The 20,512-nt window shown below is 61.4% G+C and carries 15 protein-coding genes; 7 read left to right on the top strand and 8 right to left on the bottom strand.

Features of this window, described 5'->3' with window-relative positions:
• Positions 1-226 precede the first annotated feature (226 nt).
• Positions 227-1,567 carry a TAXI family TRAP transporter solute-binding subunit gene (locus AWB69_RS22620; RefSeq protein WP_075643968.1) on the top strand — a complete coding sequence of 447 codons (1,341 nt, stop codon included), beginning with the start codon at positions 227-229 and terminating at the stop codon, positions 1,565-1,567.
• Here the strand turns inward: AWB69_RS22620 and pta are convergent.
• Positions 1,561-2,598 (bottom strand): phosphate acetyltransferase, encoded by a 1,038-nt coding sequence (pta, locus tag AWB69_RS22615; protein ID WP_062088920.1) that lies wholly within the window; start codon positions 2,596-2,598, stop codon positions 1,561-1,563. The genes AWB69_RS22620 and pta overlap by 7 nt on opposite strands.
• A 114-nt stretch (positions 2,599-2,712) precedes the next feature.
• Entirely contained in the window at positions 2,713-4,545 is a 1,833-nt protein-coding gene (gene xsc / locus AWB69_RS22610) for a sulfoacetaldehyde acetyltransferase (protein WP_062088918.1), read from the bottom strand.
• Positions 4,546-4,822: 277 nt separating this feature from the next.
• On the opposite strand from xsc, the gene AWB69_RS22605 reads away from it, so the two are divergent.
• Together AWB69_RS22605 and AWB69_RS22600 are read left to right on the top strand one after the other, a co-directional pair.
• On the top strand, positions 4,823-5,806 hold the full coding sequence (locus AWB69_RS22605) for an AAA family ATPase (protein WP_062089000.1): 984 nt from the start codon (positions 4,823-4,825) through the stop codon (positions 5,804-5,806).
• A complete protein-coding gene (locus AWB69_RS22600; protein ID WP_062088916.1) occupies positions 5,806-7,563 on the top strand; it encodes a cobaltochelatase CobT-related protein in 1,758 nt (585 codons plus the stop codon). The genes AWB69_RS22605 and AWB69_RS22600 overlap by 1 nt, the downstream gene beginning before the upstream one ends.
• Positions 7,564-7,627: 64 nt before the next feature.
• On the opposite strand, the gene AWB69_RS22595 is transcribed toward AWB69_RS22600, so the two are convergent.
• Positions 7,628-8,788, bottom strand: coding sequence for a 2-aminoethylphosphonate--pyruvate transaminase (locus AWB69_RS22595; RefSeq protein ID WP_062088914.1), 1,161 nt, complete (start codon positions 8,786-8,788; stop codon positions 7,628-7,630).
• 516 nt (positions 8,789-9,304) lie between these two features.
• Between AWB69_RS22595 and AWB69_RS22590 the strand changes: the two genes are divergently transcribed.
• The 3 genes from AWB69_RS22590 (at position 9,305) to AWB69_RS22580 (ending at position 11,487) form a co-directional block, all read left to right on the top strand.
• Positions 9,305-10,057: an IclR family transcriptional regulator gene (locus AWB69_RS22590; RefSeq protein ID WP_062088998.1), complete on the top strand. Its 753-nt coding sequence runs from the start codon at positions 9,305-9,307 to the stop codon at positions 10,055-10,057.
• A gap of 49 nt (positions 10,058-10,106) precedes the next feature.
• Positions 10,107-10,442 (top strand): GNAT family N-acetyltransferase, encoded by a 336-nt coding sequence (locus AWB69_RS22585; RefSeq protein WP_062088912.1) that lies wholly within the window; start codon positions 10,107-10,109, stop codon positions 10,440-10,442.
• 133 nt (positions 10,443-10,575) lie between these two features.
• The gene (locus tag AWB69_RS22580; RefSeq protein ID WP_062088910.1) at positions 10,576-11,487 is read left to right on the top strand and encodes an NAD(P)-dependent oxidoreductase; all 912 of its coding nucleotides are present in this window, start codon (positions 10,576-10,578) and stop codon (positions 11,485-11,487) included.
• A gap of 42 nt (positions 11,488-11,529) precedes the next feature.
• On the opposite strand, the gene AWB69_RS22575 is transcribed toward AWB69_RS22580, so the two are convergent.
• The 3 genes from AWB69_RS22575 to sauS all read right to left on the bottom strand — a co-directional run bounded on the left by AWB69_RS22575 (position 11,530) and on the right by sauS (position 16,128).
• The gene (locus AWB69_RS22575) at positions 11,530-12,921 is read right to left on the bottom strand and encodes an MFS transporter (RefSeq protein WP_062088908.1); all 1,392 of its coding nucleotides are present in this window, start codon (positions 12,919-12,921) and stop codon (positions 11,530-11,532) included.
• 139 nt (positions 12,922-13,060) lie between these two features.
• A complete protein-coding gene (locus AWB69_RS22570) occupies positions 13,061-14,686 on the bottom strand; it encodes an AMP-binding protein (protein WP_062088900.1) in 1,626 nt (541 codons plus the stop codon).
• Positions 14,683-16,128, bottom strand: a complete 1,446-nt coding sequence (gene sauS, locus AWB69_RS22565; RefSeq protein WP_062088898.1) for an acylating sulfoacetaldehyde dehydrogenase — start codon at positions 16,126-16,128, stop codon at positions 14,683-14,685. Before sauS ends, AWB69_RS22570 begins: the two co-directional genes overlap by 4 nt.
• A 203-nt stretch (positions 16,129-16,331) precedes the next feature.
• Here sauS and AWB69_RS22560 point away from each other — a divergent pair, with 203 nt between their 5' ends.
• The gene (locus AWB69_RS22560) at positions 16,332-17,096 is read left to right on the top strand and encodes an IclR family transcriptional regulator (RefSeq protein WP_062088896.1); all 765 of its coding nucleotides are present in this window, start codon (positions 16,332-16,334) and stop codon (positions 17,094-17,096) included.
• Positions 17,097-17,150: 54 nt separating this feature from the next.
• Here AWB69_RS22560 and AWB69_RS22555 read toward each other — a convergent pair whose 3' ends face one another.
• The gene (locus AWB69_RS22555) at positions 17,151-18,455 is read right to left on the bottom strand and encodes an MFS transporter (protein ID WP_062088894.1); all 1,305 of its coding nucleotides are present in this window, start codon (positions 18,453-18,455) and stop codon (positions 17,151-17,153) included.
• Positions 18,456-18,646: 191 nt separating this feature from the next.
• Positions 18,647-20,305, bottom strand: a complete 1,659-nt coding sequence (locus AWB69_RS22550) for a GMC family oxidoreductase (RefSeq protein WP_062088892.1) — start codon at positions 20,303-20,305, stop codon at positions 18,647-18,649.
• Positions 20,306-20,512: the final 207 nt, after the last annotated feature.

Below are 20,512 nucleotides of genomic sequence, written 5' to 3'. Positions count from 1 at the left end.
AAAACGAAAGAATTGCTCGACAAATAGCTGGCTTGAATGCGAAATCTGGACAAGGCGCTCAAGGGGCTGCATTATCCGCTCTTTGCCGCCGCTGGCGAGGCAGAAGCCAGATGCTCCGAGTGTGATTGGACTCGCAGTGTCAGCGCCGCCTGCCAGCAACGCAGCCACATGACCGCGTACTCCTGGCCCTGCCCACACGCGCTAGACCTGACGAAAAGGCCACGCAATGCCCAGGCACAACCCAGCGCTTCATCGTAGCCAGAAACCCCCCATGACGCCGGGGCGCAGGCGGCTTCTCATCATCGGCGCCGTACTGCTGATCGCCGCACTTGGCTGGGCGCTGGCGACTGTTCTGAAGCCCGCCATCCAGCGCACCATTGTCATTACAACCGGGGCTGACAACGGTATTTATCGCGGCTTTGCGGATCGGTATGCTCCACTCCTTAAGCGCGACGGCATTACGCTTGATATCCGCAGTTCCACCGGATCGATCGAAAATTATCAGCGGTTGAAGGATCCTGACAGCGAATACGAAGTGGGCTTCATCCAGTCAGGCACCACCAGTCCGAAAGAGACAGACCACCTGCAGACCATTGCGGCTGTTTCATATGAACCGATCTGGGTGTTTTATCGTGCCGATACGATTGTCAATCGGCTGGCGCAGCTACGCGGCAAGCGGATTGCCACCGGTGTTCCCGGCAGCGGCCTGCTCAACGTCGCCCAGGTACTGCTTTCTTATAGCGGCGTCACCGGCGACAACACCACGCTCCTGGAAATGGACGCGGCCAAGGCCTATCAAGACCTCGAAAATGGCACGCTCGATGCCGCTTTCTTTATCGGCAGGCCAGACGCGTCCATGCAGCAAACATTGCTTAACAGCGACCTGAAGCTGATGAGTTTTGCCCAGGCCGACGCGCTGGTGCAAAAATTCCCGTCGCTCTCCAAGATCACTTTTCCGCGTGCGTCGACCAGCATCGTCAACGATCTCCCGCGGGCCGATGTCACCCTGCTGGCAGCCACGGCTCTCCTTGTGTCCAAGGACACCCTGCACCCGGCTCTCGCTTACCTGTTGCTGGAAGCGGCCAGGACCGTGCACGGCGGCGAAGATTACTTCACGCCGCTCGGTGCGTTTCCCAACCTGAACACCGATGAATTTCCCATCTCGGACGAAAGCGTGCGCTACTTCAAATCCGGCCGCCCTTTCCTGCAGCGGTACCTTCCGTTCTGGCTGGCCAGCTTTATCGAAAGGCGCCTGCTGATCCTTGTGCCCTTCATGGCCCTGCTGATCGGCTTGTTGCAAGCATTACCGCGCATGGCGGCTGCGCGGATCAAAAACCGGCTCGTGGTCTGGTATCGGGAAATCAAGTCGCTGGAAGATGAAATATGGAGAACCCCGCAGCCAACCCCTGACCAGATTGCACAATGGCGCGAAGAGATCGAGAACATTGATGCGAACGCCAGCCAGATAAGAGTGCCTCAGCGTTATTTTCAGGACGTTTATGCCCTCAAGCAGGCGATAGGCATTGTGCGGGAACGGATTTTCCAGGCAGCCGCAAAGATTCAATGAACAGTGTGATCCATGGATGCTTGTTCGGTAGCCAATGCCGCTTGCGCCTGCACCACGGTCACGCCAATGACGTAATAGATGTCCTCGGCGCTGCAGCCGCGTGAAAGGTCGTTGGCGGGCTTTCGAAGGCCCTGCAATAACGGACCGATCGCCTTCGCGCCACCTACTCTTTCCGCGAGTTTGTAGCTGATATTACCGGCCTCCAGACTCGGAAAGACCAGCACGTTGGCCCGGCCGTGGACATTCGAGTGATCGATCTTGCGTTCGGCGATTTCGGCAACGAGCGCCGCGTCAAGCTGCACATCGCCATCTATCGCCAGGTTCGGACGCTGCTGCCTGACGAGGCACGTTGCCTCCACCACCTTGTCGACCGCCGCATGCCGGGCGCTGCCGCTCGTCGAGAATGACAGCATGGCCACGCGCGGTTCATCCATCAGAAGGTTGTGCGCGCTGTCCGCTGCAGCCATCGCGATCTCGGCAAGTTCACCCGCGTCGGGGTTCACCACCAGAGCGCAATCGGAGAAAATAAGGCCGCCCTTCAGCGTGTGGAAAGGCTCGCACAGCATCATCAAGAAGAAGCTTGAAACCAGCTTGAACGCCGGGTCGATGCCTATGACCTGGATCGCGGTTCGGACCACGTCGGCCGTAGTGTTAATTGCTCCGGATACCGAACCATCGGCATGACCGAACCGGACCATCAGGTTGGCAAAGCAGAGCGGGTTGAGCACCTCCCGCTTAGCTTCATCCAGCGTCATGCCCTTGGCCGATCGCAATTCGAAGAGAGACCGGTACAAAGATGGCCCGAGCGGCGAATTGGACGGATCCACCAGTTCGATGCCAGCCAGATCGATACCCTCACTGGCCGCAACTTGAATAATGCGGGGAGCATCCCCCACCAGAATGACGCGGGCAATGCGTTCGACGGTCACGCGTTGCGCCGCCTGGAGAATCCGCGGGTCCTCTCCCTCGCTCAGTACGATGCGCATGGGATGAACGCGGGCGCGCTCGATGATGCGGTTAATCGGCTTCATGGGTCACTCGGTCACGGTTTCCAAAGACGGGAAAGACCGGTGCTGGAAACGGCGGCAATCCGTTTCCAGCACGTCGGGCTCCACGAGAGCCTCAGCCCCCGGAAGATGGAACGTTCACACGTAGTCCTTGTACTTGTCGAGCAGGCGTATGGGTTTGGCCAGTGCGTCCCGGCGGAACGGATCTCCCAGCTCGCGCGTACACATGATCTCGATGATGGTCGTCTTGCCGTGATTCATCTGCAGGTCGATTGCACGCTTGAGCGCAGGGCCCACGTCTTCAAGCCGGTTCACCACGATCCCCTCAGCACCCATTGCCTTGGCAATCTCCGCGAAGCTCTGGTTATCCAGCTCACCCGCCACGAAGCGCCTGTTATAGAAGTCGACCTGGTTCTTCTTCTCCGCGCCCCACTGCCGGTTATGAAACACGACCGCTGTCACCGGGATGTTGTGGCGCACGCAGGTCATGGTCTCCATCAGGCTCATGCCCCAGGCGCCGTCGCCCGCATAGGACACCGCCGGCCGATGCGGCGCTGCCACCTTCGCCCCGATGATGGTCGGAAACGCATACCCGCAATTGCCCCAGCTCATCGCGGCAAAGAAGCTGCGCGGCTTGTTAAAACGCAGGTAGCTGTTGGCCACCGAGTTGATATTGCCGATGTCGGTGGACACCATGACGTCGTCAGGCATCGCCTTCTCCAACTCGCGCAGCACCTGACGCGGGTGCAGATACTGCCCACCGCCCAGCGGCCGCTCGTGCTTCTGCTCCTCGATCATGTCCAGGCTGTAGGCATCGCGCTCGTGGGTCCACTCGTCGAGTTCTTTCTCCCATGCCGCCTTCTCTGCGGCAATCTGGCCGGCGCGTTCTTCACGCGTGGCGTCGCTCGCAAGCGTGCGGCCCTCGAGCCGCTGGCTCAGTGCAATGGCTGCCGCCTTCGCATCGCCGCAAATGCCCACCGAGATCGTCTTCACCAGTCCGAGCATCTTGTGATCGGCATCGATCTGGATGATCTTCGCGTCCTTGGGCCAGTAGTCCATGCCGTGCTGCGGCAGCGTACCGAAAGGTCCGAGGCGCGAACCAAGCGCGATCACCACATCGGCTTGCGCCAGCAGCTTCATGGCTGCCTTGGAGCCCTGGTAGCCCAGCGGGCCGCACCACAGCGGATGCTTCGCCGGAAACGAATCGTTGTGCAGGTAGCTGTTGACCACCGGTGCGCCTAGACGCTCGGCCAGCGCCTGGCACTGCTCGATGGCATCGCCCATCACCACGCCACCACCCGAGATGATCACCGGGAACTTGGCCTGTGCGATCAATTCCGCCGCTTCGTTCAGGCTCTGTTCGCCGCCGGGGCCGCGATCCAGGTTCTGGGGTTTCGGGATCTCGGCCTTGATCTGGCCATAGAAGTAATCGCGCGGGATATTGAGCTGGGTCGGCCCCATCTCGGCCTTGGCGCGATCGAAACAGCGTCCGGTGAATTCAGCCATGCGCGCGGGATGCGTGACGTGGCCCTGGTACTTGGTGAACTCCTGGAACATCGGCAACTGGCGCGCTTCCTGGAAACCGCCTAGCCCGATGCCCATGGTGCCGGCTTCGGGCGTCACGATCACCACCGGGCTGTGCGCCCAGTAAGCCGCTGCGATAGCGGTGACGCAGTTGCTGATCCCCGGCCCGTTCTGACCGATAACCACGCCGTGGCGCCCGGAAACACGCGAATAGCCGTCGGCCATATGGCCCGCGCCCTGTTCGTGGACCACGGGAATCAGACGAATACCTGCTGGCGCGAAGATGTCCATGGCGTCCATGAAGGCCGAGCCCATGATGCCGAACATCTCGGTGACGCCGTTGGCGGCCAGCGTTTCAACGAACGCTTCAGACGGGGTCATGGCCTGGGGGCCGGTGCGCGCGGCGGTGGAAGAAGCGCTCTTGGCTGCGGGGTCTTGCTCGCTCATGGTGATGTCTCCGGATTTACCTATAAAACGGAACGTTGAGTTCCGAAAAGTGAAAATCATGAGGAAAGATAAAATAAGATCAACCCGCCGTCAATCCACATTTACAATAAACGGTACGATTTGTATCTAAAAAAGAAGAAAGCTATCATGGACGCCAGGAAGCCGGCCGCGTGGAAGAAAGCGTCGCCGCGTTTGACACGAGAGCTAGGAGACGGAAGTGACTGATGGTGCAGCCAGCGGTATGACAGCCGGTATGACAGGCGGTGCAACGAACGGGATGAGCGCAATGAACAAGCCGGACAAGATGGTCGCGGTGCGCACCTTGTTCGGCATCGATTCCGACCTGATGGTGCCCTCCTTCAGCGAACCTGACGACCACGTTCCGGAAATCGACGAGGTTTATCGTTTCAACCCGGAAGTGACGACCGCGATCCTCGCAGGCTTCGCCCGCAACCGCCGGGTCATGGTCCAGGGGCTGCACGGCACGGGCAAATCAACGCATATCGAACAGGTCGCGGCCCGGCTCAACTGGCCGTGCGTACGCATCAATCTGGACGGTCATATCAGCCGCCTCGACCTGGTGGGAAAAGACGCGATCGTGGTGCGCGACGACTTGCAGGTGACCGAGTTCCAGGAAGGCATCGTGCCGTGGGCGCTGCAGCGCCCGGTCGCGCTGATCTTTGACGAATACGACGCCGGCCGCCCCGACGTAATGTTCGTGATTCAGCGCATTCTGGAACGCGACGGCAGGTTCACCCTGCTCGACCAGAACCGCGTGATCCGTCCGCACCCGTACTTTCGCCTGTTCGCCACCACCAACACCGTGGGCCTGGGCAACATCAACGGCCTGTATCACGGCACGCAGATGTTGAACCACGCGCAGATGGATCGCTGGAACGTGGTCGCCACGCTCAATTACCTGCCGCGTGCGGAAGAAGCGGGGATCGTGCTCGCTCGAGTGCCGGAGCTTGCCGACGACGCCGGCCGTGCATTGATTGAATCGATGGTGAGCGTGGCCGAACTCACGCGCAAGGGTTTCACGACCGGCGATGTATCAACGCTCATGTCGCCGCGTACGGTGATCGACTGGGCGGAGAACTGCCAGATCTTCCACGATCCGGCGCGCGCCTTTCGTCTGACATTCCTGAACAAGTGCGACGAGGCGGAGCGGCCGATCGTAGCCGAGTATTTCCAGCGCTGCTTCGGCAAGGAGCTGGATCACCCGTCCGAGCGCAAGAGCCTCGCAACGGAGTCTCGCTGATGGAGCCTGACAGGCAGGCGGCTCGACGTCGCGAGCAGCGCGAGAACCTGTGTGCATCGACGGTACGCGCCCTCACAGGCGACGCCTCGCTCGACTACCGCAACGGCCGCTTGTGCCGAGACCTGCGCCCGCTGCCGCTCAACGCGCCGCATCTGCGCCGCGATACGGTGGAGAACAGGTTGGACTCCCTGCGCGGCGCAGCCGATGGCGCCGCCCTGCGTCTCATGCGTTCCGATGCGACCCTGTATAGCCGGTTATGCCCCGCCGATCCGGTCGAGCGCCTCGTATTCGAACTGCTCGAGCAATTGCGCTGCGAAAGCCTGACGCCGCCCGGCATGCCGGGTCTGGTGTCGAACCTGCGTCACCAGTTCGAAGCCTGGTCGCGAGGTTTTTATCGCTCCGGACAGGCGGAAAGCCATATCGGCAACCTGCTTTATACCGTCGCGCAAATTTCCTGGTCGCGACTCTCGGGCTGGCCTGTGCTCGAAGAAACCGAGGCCTTGATAGAGCACACGCGCGCAGCAATCGCGCCGGTGTTTGGCATGTCGCTGGCGGGGCTGCGGCGGCATCGAGGAGAGCAGAGTGCGTTTGCGGTCCACGCGCTTGAGCTGGCGCGCCTGGTGAGCGAAATGATCCGGGACGCGCGCGAGCAGCACGTGCTGGACGATTCAGTGGATAAAACGGATGACGAGGCCACACGCACGGCGTTATCGCTATGGTTCGATTTCGACGACAACGAGAACGACGACGCGGATGAAGACGAGTCGATGGCAGCTGCCGTTGCCGGCGTGGGACGCGTGCCGGGGACGTCCAGCGATGATTATCGTATTTTCACCCAGCGCTATGACCAGGAGATTCACCCGGGTGCGCTAGTGCGCAAGGCGTTGCTGACGGAGTATCGGGAACGCCTTGACGCGCTCATTGCAACGCAAGGCATCAACGTGCCACGGCTGGCCCACGCGCTGCGGATCGCCCTTGCCATCCCGCAGCGCGACGGCTGGTCGTTCGGAGAGGAGCATGGCCGCATTGACGGCAGGCGCCTCGCGCAACTCGTTAGCTCTCCTGCTGAGCGACGTCTCTTCCTGCTGGAACGGAACACGCTGCTGGCCGATTGCGCCGTCAGTTTCCTGATCGACTGTTCGGGCTCCATGCGCGCGCACATCGAAGCGGCGGCCGTCATGGTGGACACGCTCGTGCGCGCCCTGGACCAGGCGGGCGTGACTACCGAGGTGCTGGGTTTCACCACGGGCGCCTGGAACGGCGGCCAGGCCCGGCTCGACTGGCTGGCGCGAGGGCGTCCGCCTCATCCCGGCCGGCTCTGTGAACTCTCGCACATGGTGTTCAAGGATGCGTCCACCAACTGGCGACGAGCCCGCGCCGATATCGCCGCGCTCTTCAAGGCGGACCTGTTTCGCGAAGGCGTGGATGGCGAGGCGATCGACTGGGCCTGCACGCGGCTGCTTGCTCGCGCCGAGCGTAGACGGATCGTGATCGTGATTTCCGACGGCAGCCCGATGGAGGGCGCCACCGTCCTCGCCAACCACGCGAGTTATCTCGACAATCATCTGCGGGAAGTCATCGCGCGGCACGAGGCCGTGCGAGATGTGGAGGTGCTGGGATTAGGTGTCGGGCTGGACCTCAGCCCGTACTACCGGCATTGCCTCGCGGTGGACCTGTCCGTGCCGCCCACCATGGCGATGTTCGGCGAACTGGTGCGATGGATCGGCGGACGCAGGCATGCAACGGGTGTCAGGTAAGCACGCGATGGAAACCAAATGCGCTTGGATACCCAGCATGCCGAGCATGGCGCCCGCTATGTCCCTATGCGGCAGCCGTGGCGCTCAGGCTGGTTATTTCCATTTCATCGAGCACATCGCGCACGGCGGCGATCAAACCGTGCATCTCCTTTTCGTGGAGCCGGCCGATGCAGCCGATACGAAACGATTCCGCGATCGTCAGTTTGCCGGGATAGATCACATAACCGCGCGTTTTGAGGCCATCGTAGAAACGCTCGAAGACAAAACCCGGATGGCCAGGCATCCGGAAGGTCACGATGATCGGCGCCTGCAAATCCGTCTTCAGCAAGAGCTCAAAACCGAGCGCCTTCATACCGTCGACCAGCACGCGGCAGTTGTTCCGATACCGTCCCCCTCGCCCCTCGACACCGCCCTCCGCATTGAATTCCTCGAGCGCCTGGTGAAACGCGACGATCACATGCGTAGGTGGCGTGAACCGGTACTGCCCGGTCTTTTCGAAATTCGCCCACTGGTCGTACAGATCGAGAACCAGCGTGGTGGCGTTGCCCTTCGTCGCTGCAAGCGCGTCGCGCCGGCACACGACAAAACCGAGTCCCGGTACGCCTTCTATGCACTTGTTCGACGAAGCCGCCACCGCGTCGGCGTGAATCGCAGGTGCATCAACAGGCAGTGCACCGAACGCGCTCATCGAGTCGATGAGATAGCTCTTTTTGTACTTGGCCGCAAGTGCACCGATCTCGGCAATCGGGTTGAGAATGCCCGAGGTCGTCTCGCAATGGACGACGAATATATGCGTGATCGAAGGCGTGCGCTTCAATATGGCCTCGACCTTTTTCAGGTCCGGCGGCGCGTCTTCGGCCGTTTCATGCGTGACGGTCTTGCGCCGGGCAATGTCGAGAATGCGTTTCGCGCGCTGACCATAAGCGCCGTTGATGAGCACGAGGACCTTGCCCGCAGGCGGCACGAAACTGGTCAGCATGGCTTCGACGGCAAACGTGCCGGAACCTTGCATGGGCACGGTTATATAGGCGCCCCCGCCGTGAACGATCTCCGCGAGTCGCGCAAGCACGGCCTTGTTGATTGCGATGAAACTCGCATCACGCGAGCCCCAGTCGTGCACCATCGATGCCTTGACGGTACGAGAGGTAGTCAACGGTCCGGGCGTCAGGAGGAAGGGATCGCCCGTTTCGGTAGCGGCTGGTTCGAGGACCGCGGATTGATTCATGGGAAAGGTATCCGTATCGATGTGTGGCGTTCAAAGGCTGCACGAAGAGTAGATGGGCGTGTGATTCGCAGGCTGCGAGGCGTTCACGTATGCCAAGGCCCTCGGCGCATGGCGACATTTTAACCGCGTACCGTCTGTGGCGATGCCTTGGCCCCGGCCGTGGCCGTGGCCCAGAAACGTATCATTAATAGATACAAATCGTACCGTTTATTGAAAATATGGATTGACGATGGATTGATCTTATTTTATCTTTCTACATTAACATCGTTTTTCGGAACTATGTGTTCCGTTTTATATGAAAAACGAGACCATGTGTCAGAACCTCTTTGATCCGGATTCGCCGTGCCGACCGACTACACCGAAACGACTACTGCCGAGGACCTGATCGACGCCGGTGAAACTCGTTCCCGAATTGAGATTGGCGCCGCGTACCCAGGTAGCCACGGGACCGCACAAACTGACGATGGCGGAAGGCTTGCCTACAATCTGACCGACCCGTTTTCCAGAATGACGCAAATGAAGGAAGCGCACACGCCGACGCTGCGCACGTTCGCGCTGCTCGAACATCTGGTCGCCGCAGAGGGACCCGTGTCGCTTGCGGACATTGCGCACGACGTGGGTTTGCCCAAGGCGTCGCTGCACCGGATGCTGGCTTCGCTCGAAGCGGGCGGCCTCGTGATCCGCGCACCCGATCACAAGAACGCGTACGTCATCGGGCCCCGTCTCGCTCAACTGGGCCTTGGCGTAATGATGCACTCCGGTGCACGCCGCGTGCGTCATGCAATCCTCGCGCGCCTCGTCGCCGATCTCGGCGAGACCTGCAACCTGACCATGCTTCACGGGGCGCAAGTGCTCTATCTCGACAGGATGGAAGCGCCGTGGCCGCTGCGGCTCGATCTGAAACCCGGCTCCCATGTCCCCGTCTATTGCAGCGCAAGCGGCAAGCTGCTGCTGGCGATGCAAACACGCGAACAGCGCAGCGCGATCGTTCGTGCGCTGAAACTTGAGCGCCTCACGGCGAACACCATCACCGACCCTGAACTGCTCGAAGCAGAACTGGACCGGACCGCGCGCAAGCGCGTCGCCATCGACAATGAGGAGTTCGTGGTCGGCATTGTTTGCGTGGCTGCACCGGTAATGGACGCAAACGATCAATGCATCGCGGCTATAGCCGTGCATGCGCCCGTCTCACGGGCGCCGCTGTCACGCGCGCTCGAATTCGTCCCGCGGATGCAAGAAGCCGCGCGGGAGCTCGCGAAAACTTTCTAGCGTATCCCGTACCTGAAAACGGAGACGCCGCTTCATCAAGGGGAGTGACATGCGTGTGCTGGTATTCAAGGACCGATGCAACCGGGTGATCCGGATCGGACTTGACGATGAAGGCATGCGCGCGACGGCGTTTCATCGCGATCAGCAGGTCGGTGAATTACGTTTCGACAACGATATCCACGCAAACACAACGTCAGCAACGCTGCTGGATGTCGAGGTTGAGCCGGCCTATCGACGAAGCGGGATCGCTCATACCCTGCTCGCTTTCGCATGCCGCGAGATGGGTCAGCCTGTCGGCGTCGCCCCGGACACCTGTCCATTGTCGCCCGCCTTCGAAACGCTTTGCCGCCATCTCATGCTCGAGGGCCTGCTCGTCCGGATTTGACGCGCTAAATTCCCCTGAGGATAAGAGACACCTGGAACAATCGACCCGCGTCCGGCGCAGCGGCTGTAAAGCAAACGCCCTGCATCGCTGGGATAATCGGTTTTTCTCTCTCCCACTCTGAAAGGATCCACACGTGAGCGAACCTGCAAACTCCTCTTCCGGCGGCTCTGTGCGCCGTGTCGCGTTTCTTGGACTAGGCATCATGGGTTATCCGATGGCCGGCCACCTCGCCAAAGCCGGCCTCGACGTCACGGTGTACAACCGGACGCACGCCAAGGCGGAACAATGGGTCGCCGAGCACGGCGGACAGACGGCGCGGACACCGCGCGAAGCCGCATCGAAAGCAGACCTGGTGCTGGCGTGCGTGGGCAACGACGACGACCTGCGCAGCATCACGCTGGGCGACGACGGCGCTTTCGCCGGCATGACACAGGGAACCGCATTCGTCGATCACACCACAGCATCCGCCAACGTCGCGCGTGAGTTGGCGGAGATCGCGGACGCACGCGGGCTGGCCTTCGTGGACGCCCCCGTGTCCGGCGGCCAGGCAGGCGCGCAGAACGGCAAGCTCACCATCATGTGCGGCGGCGCTTCGGAGGTTTTTGATCAAGTCCGCGCGACCCTCGACCACTACGCGACGGCCGTCACGTTGATCGGCCCGGCCGGCGCCGGACAACTGGCGAAGATGGTCAACCAGATCTGCATCGCCGGACTGGTTCAGGGCCTGTCGGAGGCTATCAATTTCGGCCAGTTGTCGGGCCTCGACATGCCGCTCGTACTCGATGTGATCGGCAAGGGCGCGGCGGCGAGCTGGCAGATGGACAATCGCGGCAAGACCATGATCGACGGCAAGTTCGACTATGGCTTTGCCGTCGACTGGATGCGCAAGGACCTGGGCTTCTGTCTCGACGAAGCGAAGCGCAACGGCGCTTCGCTGCCCGTGACCGCGCTCGTCGACCAGTTCTACGGCGACGTGCAGGCCCTTGGCGGTAAACGCTTCGACACGTCCAGCCTGATCTGGCGCCTGCGCAAACTCAAGAGCTGAACTCCAGGGTCAGACTCAAGGACCAGACTCAAGAGCCGCCCTTCACTTGCGCCAGCGCAACGGCCGGCGCAAGTGATGCCGCTCAAGCGCCAGGCCGGGTGCTGCGTGCGCGAACGCCGGCACGCCGTCGAGCGAGGTACCCGCGGTGCGGTCGCGTTCCTCGTCGGCATCAACGGTTTTCAGCGGGTTGATGAACAGCGCCGCCACCATGCCCACGCCAAGCAGGCACGCCGAGATGGTGAACGGCACGTTATAGCTGCCGGTTGTTTCGATCAGGTAACCGAACACGACCGGTGACACCATGCCTGCCACGCCGAAGCCGGTGTTCATCATGCCGCCGGCGGTGCCCGCGTATTTGCCCGCGATATCGAGCGGCAGTGTCCAGAGCACGGGATTGGTGATCTCCAGGAAGAAGAACGACGCCGACAGGAACAGCACGGCCGTCAGCGGATTCGCTGTACTAACCATAGGCACCAGGAATGCGAGCGAGCCCCCCAGCCCGACCACAAGGATTGAACAACGAGCGAAACGCAGCCGGCCAGTCATCTTGAAGATCAGGTCGGACAAGGTCCCGCCGAGCGTATCGCCTATCACGCCCGCCAGCAGCGGCAACGCGGTGAAGAGCGCGAGTTGCTTGAGGTCGAATCCCCGCGACTCCTTGAGATAGGACGGCAGCCACGTCAAATACACCCACAGCAGCCAGCCGTAGCAAAAATCGACGAAAGTCACCAGCCACATCCGGTGCATGAGTTTTCGCCACGGTGTAGCGGAATGTTTGGCCCGGTCGCAGTCGCCCACGCGATAACCGATCTCCGCTGTTTCTTGCGGCGTGATGCGACGGTGCTGTTCGGGAGAGTTTGTGAACACGCACAAATAAAGCACGGTCCACGCAAGACTTGCGGCACCGAGCAGGATGAACGCATCGCGCCATCCGCCTGTCGCGACCACCGCGAGTACGAGTGGCGGCGTCACGGCGCCGCCGAGCCGCGCGAAGCTATGCGTGATGCCCTGCGCAAAACCGCGTTCGGCGACCGGCATCCAGTAGGTAAAGGCACGGGTAGCCGTCGGGAATGCACCGCCCTCCCCCACGCCGAGCATGAAACGCAAGCCCACGAGCATCGCCACGCTGCCGGCGAAACCGGTCGCAAGTGTTGCAACGCCCCAGATGAGCGATAGCACGGTCAGCACGCGCTTGGGTCCGTACTTGTCCGCAAGCCATCCCCCCACGATCTGCATGACGGCATACGGATACGCGAACGCGGAGAACACGAGGCCAAGCTGCCCCGAAGTCAGTCCCATCTCATGCCGGATGATGGGACCTGCCACGGCAATGTTCACGCGATCGATGTACGAGATGAAATACATCAGGCACATGACTGCAAGAATGATGTGACGCGTCTTCACACGCCGCGGATGCGTCTGTTGCTGTTCCATGCTGTCTCCTGTCTCTTCCATGTGACGTCTTTGACGTTCGTGATCGGTGCTTCGGTGCTGCTTGTTGCTTGTTCCGTAATGCGCGTTCCTGTGTCGTGTGCTTCCCTTCGCGTAAGTGGATGTCGCCGGGCTTTGCGGATCAGCTTTGCAGCAGTTTCAGCCGCTGCACCTTACCCGACGGCCCGCGCGGCAGCTCATCTATCAGGCGGAATTCCTTCGGCGTCTTGAAGCGGCCGAGTTCGCGCAGGCAGTGATCCCTGAGATCGGCGAGATCGAGGGCGAGCGGACCGTCAGGCTCGCGCGGCACGACGAAAGCCACGATCTCCTGGCCATAATCGGTATCCGGCATGCCGACCGCCGCTGCGTCCAGCACGCCCGGGTGTTTCAGCAATGCCTCATCAATCTCGCGCGGCGCGATGTTCTCGCCGCCCTTGATGATCAGTTCCTTCGAGCGGCCATTGATGTAGAAATAGCCTTCCGCATCGCGGTAGCCGAGGTCACCCGTGCGCAGCCAGCCGTCCTCGGTGAACGCCGCTTTCGTCTCTTCCGGGCGCTTGTAGTAACCGCTCATCACCTGTTCGCCGCACAACACGATCTCGCCGCATTCGTCGTTGGCACAGTCACGGCCGTGCGCGTCGATCACCCGGGCGTTCGCACCGGATGGCAAGCCGATACTGCCAACCCGCCGCCGCTCCATTTCATAGGGATTACTAAATACAGGAGCAGCGGTCTCCGTCATACCCATTGTTTCAATCACTCCGAGGCCAAAGCGTGCTTCGAACGCCCGGTGATGCTCGGCCGGCAGCGCCGCGGACGCACTGCGGCAGAACTTGAGCGCGGACAGGTCAAAGGCGTGGTCATCCTGCTGGTTGAGAAGATAAGCGACGATCGTAGGCACGACATTGATCCAGGTGCAGCCGTGGCGCGTAACATCGCGCCAGAACGTGCGAGCGGAAAAACGCGGTGGCACCACGACTGACCCGCCGTGAAACAGCGGCGCCAGGAGCGTCACCACGAGGCCGTTGATATGAAAGAGCGGCAGCGAGGCGAGCACGCGATCGTCGGTGGTGAGGCGATGCTCGGCTGTAATAGTGCGCGCGTTCACCATAAGGTTTCGATGCGTCAGGAGCACCCCTTTGGGCTGACCGGTCGTCCCCGACGTGTACATGAGAAGCGCAACGTCTTGGGCACACGGCGGGTTCTCGCTGACGGTAACCAGCTTCAATGCAACAGGCCGCACTACAGGCTGTGCTGCGGCATCGGCGAGCGCGAGTTCCAGTGGTGCGAACACCGGCGCTTCAAGCGCGTCAGGCTCCGTGGTGACAAGCAGGATCTCGCGATTGAAACCTTCCTCGCGCAACGCCGCAATGGCAGACGTAATCGCAGCCCGCGATTCCCCGGATACAAATATCGCTCGTGTGTCGGAATGCTCGACGATGTAACGCACCTGTGACGGCTGGCATAGCAGGTTCAACGGATTGGCCACGAGACCGCTGTACATCGCGGCGAGCAGCAGCGTGGCGGTCTGGATGCCGTTGCCCATGAACACCGAGACAACATCGCCCGGCTTCAACCCCGCGTCGCGAAAGCGAGAATCAAGCGTCTGGCAAGCGTCGCGTAATTGACCAAACGTCAGCACGCCCGCGCGACTGGCGTTCGACGTCGAATTCGTCTCGTCGTCGGCTGGCGCGAGCAGGAAAGGTTTGTCGGGGAACTGCGTGGCGCGTTCGTCGATCAACGCACGCAAGGTGGCAGGCGTGTTCATCGACCGTACCTCCTGAAGAAATCGCCGAGCAGGTCGTCCATCTCCGGAACCCGTTCTTCGATGGGATACGCGACCCGCGTAATGTTCAGGTAATGGCGAAAACCGAGGTTGTCGGAGAAGTTGTTGCGGCCCCAGGTGCCGCAGCCCATCGATAGCGAAAACGGCAGGCCGTTGTCGAAGTTGCCCCCCGTTGCGAGGCAATGCGCCTGGTTGGAGATAACGCGTGCAACCGGCAAGTTCATGCCGAGTTGCACGGCCTCCGCGGGATCGGCGGAATGCAGCCCGACCGAGTGCCCCGCGCCCATGTATGCATAAATGCGCTGCACGATCGAGGTCGCATCGGCGAAATCCCTTGCGCGGTAAACCGTCAGCACAGGTGAAAGCTTTTCGCCGGAGAACGGATGGTCCGCGCCGAAACCGTCTTCCTCGACCATCAGGAAAGCCGGCGCCTTGGCCGCGATGTCATCAAGACCCGCCAACCGCGCAATTTCAACTGCTGACTTCGCCGTGCAGCAGGCGGAGAGCTTGCCCCCGGTCCACATCACGGCTTGCAGGCGTTCTTTCTGAGCCGCGTCGAGCAACACCCCGCCGTTTTCAGCGAGTGCGCCGAGTGCTGGCCGGTACACCGCCTCCACCATCACGACACTGTTTTCGGACGAGCAACTGGTGGCGTTGTCGAAAGTCTTGGAGAGGCGGATTTTCCGCGCCGCGTCATTCAGATCCGCCGATGCGGCAACAATCGACGCCACGTTCCCCGCACCCACGCCGAACGCGGGCGTCCCGCTGGCATAAGCCATGCGGACATTGGCCTGGGACCCCGTGGCGACGACCAGATCGCAGTGCCGCAGGAGCGCGGCCGTTGCCGCCTTGGTGATGGGCGGCGGCAGCACCTGGACGAGATCGGGCGACAAGCCCACCTTGGCGAATTGCGCGTGGATGAATTCGATCAGCAGCGCGCAAGACGAATAGCCCTTCGGCGAAGGTGCAACGATTACCGCATTGCCGCATTTCAGCGCGTTGATGATCTTGTTGGCGGGCGTGGCGGCAGGGTTGGTCGACGGTGTGATCGCCGCAACAACCCCCACTGCGCGCGCGATTTCGACAATTCCGTTGGCTGCATTCCGGCTGATCACGCCGCAGGTTTTGGCGTCGTGCAAGTCGCGCAAAAGACCCAGCGTCTTCCGATAGTTCTTGCGAAACTTGTCGTCGGCGTTGCCAAGGCCTGTGTCTCGCACGGCGAGTTCCGCCAGTTGCCGGTTACGGCCCGGCTCCATGATCGCCCATGCCGCAGCGGCGGCGGCTGCGTCCAGGACTTCCTGCCCCGCTTGCTCGAATTCTTTCTGGGCCGTGCGCGCCCGTGCGACCTGTTCCGCCACGTCCCGTTCGACGCTATCGGCGACGGCCGCCGCCTCCTCTTCTGCTGCGCTGATGTGTCCGTTCATTACGCGTTGCTCCGGCTAAAAGAATCACGATGAATTGCAATCTACTCAGCCACGCGCACGGTGAGGTCCCGTTTTCCGATCCAACGCTCGCTACCCCTCCCGCAGCAGCGAAAAATTCAGTTTTCGGGACGTTTCGCAGTCCCGAAAAGCGATAAAGTTGATGCAGATCCTCCAAAAAAAATCTACGCCGTTCAGGAGACGGAATGCCAACGTCCAATCAATCCAACGCGGCCGCCGTGCGAGCATTCCGGGTGCTGGAAACGCTGGCCCAGGCCGGCCGCCCTCTTTCGATGACAGACCTTGTGGACGCCCTCGCGCTGCCCAAGCAGACGGTGCATCGCATCCTCGTGCAGTTGACGGACGCTTACCTCATCACACGCGGCGCGGGCGACCGGTTGTATGAATGTTCGCCCCGCGTGCGCTCGCTCGCGGTCAACGTGCTGATGCATGCCGGCCCCGCGGCGGCGCGCCATGCGCTGCTCGAACAACTGGTGGAAAAGATCGGCGAGACGTGCAACCTGACAATGTTGTCGGGTAACGACGTGGTCTATGTCGACCGCGTTGAGACGGAGTGGCCGTTGCGCATGCATCTGCAGCCGGGTTCGCACGTGCCCCTGCATTGTTCGGCAAGCGGCAAGCTTCTCCTGAGCTTCATGCCCCGCGAACGGCGTGAGCGGATGATCGAAACCCTGCCGCTGCGCGCCTACTCGGAGCGGACCATCATCGACCGTGACGCGTTGCGCAAGGAACTGAGCACGACGCGCCGGCGCCTGCTCGCCATCAACAACCAGGAACACTTGCAGGGACTGATCGCGATCGCGGTGCCGGTCATGCTCGATCGCAATCGCGCCTGCGCGGCCATCGCCGTGCAGGCGCCGATCGGCCGCGTTGCACTCGACGACCTGCTCGCCTTCGTGCCCGACCTGCGTCTCGCCGCCGAAGAAACGGCGAAGACATTCCACGATTGAAGAGCGGCCCGAGGGGGCACGAGCAGCCCCTCATTCAGCCCCTCATTCAGTCGTTCAATGAGCCCGGGTGACTGCGTCGAATGTGTCTCTGCGCGGTTCCATCTTGTGCGCGCACCATGCCGACAGCAGCGCGGACAGCACCACGTAGACGCATACGGCCCACGGTTTGCCGCCGTTCAGCCGCATGAGCGCGGTTGCAATGATCGGGGTCAGGCCGCTCGCGAAGATTCCCGAGAACTGGTACACGAACGAGATACCGGTATAGCGGACCTCGGCATCGAATAATTCGGCAAAAAGCGCGGCCTCCGGCCCATAGACCATTGCATAGAAGATGCCGAACGGGATCACGATCGCGAGCCACACGATCATGGTGTTGCCGGCCTGGTTCTCCATCAGCCAGAATGCCGGCAGCACCGAGAGCCCGCAAATCAACGAACCCCACCGGTACACGCGGGTGCGCCCCAACAGGTCCGACATCGTGCCGAACAGCGGAATGAAGAAACACATCACAATGGCGGCCATCATGACGCCCGTGAGCGCTTCGGTCCGGCTCATCGCCAGATGCTGCGTGAGATAGCCGATCATGAACACGGCGAAGATATTGAAGAAAACGCCGTCAATCCAGCGCGCGCCCATGCCGAGCAGCACGGAGCGGCGATACCGCGTGATCATGTCGATGAAGGGAACTTTCACGTCGCGCCGGGTGCGCTTGAGCGCCAGGAACTCGGGCGTCTCCATGACCTTGACGCGAATATAGAGGCCGATTACCACCAGCGCGAGCGACATGGCGAACGCGAGGCGCCAGCCCCACGAGAGAAACGCGGTCTCCGGCAGCAGCTTCGAAATGGCGGCCACCACGCCCGACGCGAGGCACAAGCCGATCGACAAACCGATCTGCGGCAGGCTCGCGTAAAGTCCGCGCCGGTTAGGCGGCGCATATTCATAAGCCATCAGCACAGCCCCGCCCCACTCCCCACCGAGCCCGATGCCCTGCAGAACACGCAGCGCGAGCAGCAGGATCGGCGCCCAGATGCCTATCTGCGCGTAAGTCGGCACGAAAGCCACACCCGCTGTGGAGACACCCATGATGATGAGCGTGCAGATGAGCGCGGATTTGCGCCCGACCTTGTCCCCGAAGTGGCCAAAAATAATGCCCCCGAGCGGCCGTGTCACGAAGCCGACCGCAAATGTGGCGTAGGCAAGCATGGTGGAAACGAGTGGATCGTGCGCCGGAAAATACAGCTTGTTGAATACGATGCCCGCCACCACGCCGTACAGGAAAAAGTCGTACCACTCGACCGTGGCCCCGATGACGCTCGCGAATGCAACGCGGCGGATAACCTTGTGATCGATTGCCATTCTGTCTTCTCCGATGGATGGCCGGGCGGCGGCCTCAGCGTGCCGCCCGGCGCAATGCCCCAAAAGCTGTCTCCTCCGGGGCACGAATTACCCGGTGTGCACGCTGTGTTATCAAATTGTGTTCAGCATGCAGCCAGGACTTGTTTTTTTGCTTCTTAAAACAATTTCGGATTACTACGTTCAATGCAAATTCAATGTGACTCCAGGGCCTCTTCAATGGGTGCTGCCGTGGAACGGTCGTCGGCTCGGGCGTCGGCAAGAATCATGTCCGAGGCCTTCTCGGCGACCATCACGATGGGCACGTTGGTGTTGCCGGAGACGAGCGTCGGCATGATCGAGCAGTCGATCACGCGCAACCCGCGCGTGCCGTATACACGCAGGCGCTCGTCGACCACGGCAAGCGGATCGCTTGCGACGCCCATCTTGGCAGTGCCTGACGGATGAAAGATCGTCTGCCCGTATTCGCGGCAAAACTGCAGCAGTTCGTCGTCGGTCTGCGCGTCGGCGCCGGGACGGACTTCGCGTTTCATCAGGGACGCCATAGGCTCCGCAGCAGCAATCCGGCGCGCGAAACGCACACCCGCAACAGTCGTGCGCCGGTCGAGATCGGTCGAGAGATAGTTCGGCTGCATCGACGGTGCGTCGCGCATGTCGTTCGTGCGAATGCGCAACACCCCGCGAGACTCGGGCCGTAGCTGACAGATCGAATACGTGCAGCCGGGAAACGAGTGAACGTCGCCGCCGGCGGAATCGGCTGAGAGCGTCGAAAAATGGAACTGGATGTCCGGCGTCTTTGCCTCGTCGGGCAGCGCCCGGCAAAACAACCCGCCCTGGTTGATGCCGACGGCGAGCGGCCCTTCGCGAAACAGCGCCCATTGCAGGCCCATTTTCGCCCGGCCTTGCCAGGAATTCAGCAGGTTGTTGGTTGAGATCGGCCGCGAGACTTCATAGATCAGGCGCACCTGCAAATGATCCTGAAGATTTTCGCCCACACCCGGCCGGTTTGCGACCACCGGAATGCCGAAGTCGCCGAGCAGCCTGGCCGGACCCACGCCCGAGACCTGCAGCAATTGAGGAGACTGAAGCGCGCCGGCCGCAAGCAGCACCTCGCGATTCGCGCGCACCTCTTGTGTCTGTCCGTGCTGCAGGTACCGGACACCAGCGGCGCGCGTGCCTTCGAAAATAATCTTCGACGCGAGCGCATCGGTTTCCACATGCAGGTTCGGACGCCGGCGCGCGGGCTTGAGGTACGCCACGGCGGTCGAGCAGCGCCAGCCCTTTCGCGTAGTCAGTTGGTAGTAGCCGACGCCTTCCTGGTCGCCGCTGTTGAAATCCTGAACCGTGGGCACGCCGATCTTGTTCGATGCAGCAATAAAGGCGTCCACCAGCTCATGACGCTGCTTGATGGTCGAGGCCCAGAGCGGTCCGTCCACACCCCGTGTTGGCGACGCCCCCAGCTCGTTGTGTTCGAGCCGCCGGAAGTACGGCAGGCACTCCTGCCAGCTCCAGCCCTTGTTTCCCAGCGCACTCCAGTGGTCGTAGTCATGCTTCTGGCCGCGCACATAGATCAGCCCGTTGATCGAACTGCTGCCGCCGAGCGTGCGTCCGCGGGGCCAGTACAACTGACGATCATTCATGTTCGGATCCGGGTCGGTATTGAAGCCCCAGTTATAGACCGGATGAAACATGGTCTTGCCATAGCCGATAGGAATATGAATCCAGAGATACCGGTCCGGCGGACCGGCTTCGAGCAGGCACACCGAATAACGGCCGTTTTCCGAGAGGCGGTTGGCGAGGACACAGCCGGCCGATCCCGCGCCGACAATGACGTAGTCAAAACTGCGTGCCATCACTAGCGTCTCCTTGTTTTTTGTCTCTCAAATTTTCGATACGTTTCGTTGAAATTTATTGATTGTTCGTTCCACCTTCAAGAAAATCCGGCTACGATCGATGAAACCGGTTCAAAAAGAGCCTTTTTGTTCCACTTTCAGGGCTGCATTCGGGCGCTTATCCGGGTTCTCCCGGACCCGGTTGCCCGCATTGAACACCCGTCATCC

This window comes from Caballeronia udeis (genome assembly GCF_001544555.2).
GTDB classification, from domain to species: Bacteria; Pseudomonadota; Gammaproteobacteria; order Burkholderiales; family Burkholderiaceae; genus Caballeronia; species Caballeronia udeis.
The sequence above is the reverse complement of the archived record's forward strand: the minus strand, read 5'-3'. Positions and strand labels throughout refer to the sequence as shown.

Coding starts and splice junctions, on each gene's coding strand:
- AWB69_RS22620 (WP_075643968.1), top strand. CDS start 227: ATGCCCAGGCACAACCCAGCGCTTCATCGTAGCCAGAAACCCCCCATG.
- pta (WP_062088920.1), bottom strand. CDS start 2,598: ATGAAGCCGATTAACCGCATCATCGAGCGCGCCCGCGTTCATCCCATG.
- xsc (WP_062088918.1), bottom strand. CDS start 4,545: ATGAGCGAGCAAGACCCCGCAGCCAAGAGCGCTTCTTCCACCGCCGCG.
- AWB69_RS22605 (WP_062089000.1), top strand. CDS start 4,823: ATGAGCGCAATGAACAAGCCGGACAAGATGGTCGCGGTGCGCACCTTG.
- AWB69_RS22600 (WP_062088916.1), top strand. CDS start 5,806: ATGGAGCCTGACAGGCAGGCGGCTCGACGTCGCGAGCAGCGCGAGAAC.
- AWB69_RS22595 (WP_062088914.1), bottom strand. CDS start 8,788: ATGAATCAATCCGCGGTCCTCGAACCAGCCGCTACCGAAACGGGCGAT.
- AWB69_RS22590 (WP_062088998.1), top strand. CDS start 9,305: ATGAAGGAAGCGCACACGCCGACGCTGCGCACGTTCGCGCTGCTCGAA.
- AWB69_RS22585 (WP_062088912.1), top strand. CDS start 10,107: ATGCGTGTGCTGGTATTCAAGGACCGATGCAACCGGGTGATCCGGATC.
- AWB69_RS22575 (WP_062088908.1), bottom strand. CDS start 12,921: ATGGAACAGCAACAGACGCATCCGCGGCGTGTGAAGACGCGTCACATC.
- AWB69_RS22570 (WP_062088900.1), bottom strand. CDS start 14,686: ATGAACACGCCTGCCACCTTGCGTGCGTTGATCGACGAACGCGCCACG.
- sauS (WP_062088898.1), bottom strand. CDS start 16,128: ATGAACGGACACATCAGCGCAGCAGAAGAGGAGGCGGCGGCCGTCGCC.
- AWB69_RS22560 (WP_062088896.1), top strand. CDS start 16,332: ATGCCAACGTCCAATCAATCCAACGCGGCCGCCGTGCGAGCATTCCGG.
- AWB69_RS22555 (WP_062088894.1), bottom strand. CDS start 18,455: ATGGCAATCGATCACAAGGTTATCCGCCGCGTTGCATTCGCGAGCGTC.
- AWB69_RS22550 (WP_062088892.1), bottom strand. CDS start 20,305: ATGGCACGCAGTTTTGACTACGTCATTGTCGGCGCGGGATCGGCCGGC.